We start from the raw sequence: 1,812 nt of genomic DNA on the forward strand, positions 1-1,812 counted from the left end.
TCGCTAGGGTAAGCTGCGCGTTCCACCGTTAAAGCCTAAAACATTTCCCATGGTTAGGGCCTCAGACAGCCTCTAAGGACGTGGGCTGCTCTAACGGCTCGCCCACAGTTCGACCAGCCCGCGCAAGGTTAGCGTTTCATCGTAGTAGTCGATTTCGTGGCAGATGCCCTGCACCGTGCGCGAAAAGCCGCCAGTGGCAATATTGACCGCTTCATCCGGCAACTCGGCCTGAATCCGGCGCAGCAGGCCGTCGACCATTTCGGCGTATCCGAAGACTAGCCCCGATTGAAGCGCGTGCACGGTATTTCTACCTACGGCGCTGGTCGGGGCTTCGAGGTTGATGCGCGGCAGTTTGGCCGCCCGTGAAAACAGGGCGTCGGCGCTGACCTGCGCCCCAGTCGCCAGCACACCGCCCATAAAGCGCCTTCCCTTGCCGATCACGTCGAAGTTGGTCGAGGTGCCGAAATCCACGACCACGGCGTACTCGTGGTGCCCCATGTATTTTTCCGCGCCGAACAGGTTACACAGGCGGTCTGCGCCCACAGCGTCGGGACTGTCGAGTTCCACGCTCACGTCGGGCAGGTTGGCGGCGGACACGTTGAAAGCGTCGATCATGAAATGCCGCTTGAGCGCCAGCGCGAAGTTCTCGCCGACCGGCGGGGCCACGTTACTTAGGATGGCCGCTCGGGGAATCGGTGCCCCGGTCAGCGTGAACAGGCCGTGCAGCTTCAGCGCCAGATCATCGGGCAACGACTCGCGGTTGGTACGAACCCGCCAGGTGTGGGTCAGGTTCAGCGACTCGTCGGCCAGACCGAGGACAGTGGTGGTGTTGCCGATATCCACGGCGAGCAGGGGAAAAGCGGGCATCACTTTACATTCTAGGGCAATTCGCCAGATGAGCCTCTGCCTAGCTCAGCCGCAGCGGTATGGCTGCTACCGCATGGCTGGGCTACCTACTGAAAACTTCCCAGATTCAGCGTGATGTCGTAGGCACAACTGGTGTCGGCCTCGGTACGCAGCAGCAGCTCGGCTTTGTCGCTTGCACCGATGCCCGCGTCGAGCGGTCTGAAATAAAACACCAGCGTGCCGTTCCAGGTAGCGCCGTCTTGCTTAAAGTCGTTGACAAAGCTTTTGCGGGTGGGCGCGATCATCTTGTCGCCGGGGCCTTTCATCCGCAGCAGGTAGGCGTCACGGGCTTTCTGGGTAGGCAGGCCGCGCACGTTGATGTCTACGCGCAGTTCGCCGTCGGCAAGGCGCTTGGCCGAGGAGGTGGCATTCAGCGCCTCGGCCACGCTCAGGTTCTTGAAGCTGTCGCGGGCGTCCTGACCCTGAAAGTACAGCTGGTCGGCCTGACCGCTGACCGTAATGCTGTTCACGCGGCTGCCTCTGCTGAAATCGGCAGGATTGGCTATCCAGTCACTGACGCAGGCGTCGCCGCCATCGAACGCCCTGACCAGACCGTCACCGGCGACAAATTTGCCGTCCTTGACGCTCAGGTCAAGGGTCTGGTAGGTCGTGACTGGGTCGCGGCGGCCATATACGCCGTCCAGCACGTTCTTGGCGGTGGTTTCTTCCAGCTTGGGCACCCAGGCGAAAGCCGGGGCCGAAAACAGTAGGGTAGCGGTCAGCAGCAGGTATTTACGCATCTTGTACCTCATTGGAATAGGTTTGGGTGACGGGAAACTGATGAAACGACTCATCTGTTCAGGATTCAGACCAATGGCGCTTAATAAGCTAACAGTAGTTCGGAACCTTTCAGGCTGCTTTAACGCCCAACCGCAGGAGTTCACGGAGTGACTCGCCCATTTCCAT

At 60.3% G+C, this 1,812-nt stretch carries 2 protein-coding genes; both read right to left on the minus strand.

Annotated features, from left to right (window positions below; translation table 11 throughout):
- Positions 1 to 90: 90 nt before the first annotated feature.
- Entirely contained in the window at positions 91 to 867 is a 777-nt protein-coding gene (locus QZ269_RS12995; RefSeq protein ID WP_291427120.1) for a type III pantothenate kinase, read from the minus strand.
- Positions 868 to 953: 86 nt separating this feature from the next.
- The gene (locus QZ269_RS13000) at positions 954 to 1,646 is read right to left on the minus strand and encodes a hypothetical protein (protein WP_291427121.1); all 693 of its coding nucleotides are present in this window, start codon (positions 1,644 to 1,646) and stop codon (positions 954 to 956) included.
- Positions 1,647 to 1,812: the final 166 nt, after the last annotated feature.

Source organism: Deinococcus sp. (assembly GCF_018260405.1).
Classification (GTDB): Bacteria; Deinococcota; Deinococci; order Deinococcales; family Deinococcaceae; genus Deinococcus.

Coding starts and splice junctions, on each gene's coding strand:
- QZ269_RS12995 (WP_291427120.1), bottom strand. CDS start 867: ATGCCCGCTTTTCCCCTGCTCGCCGTGGATATCGGCAACACCACCACT.
- QZ269_RS13000 (WP_291427121.1), bottom strand. CDS start 1,646: ATGCGTAAATACCTGCTGCTGACCGCTACCCTACTGTTTTCGGCCCCG.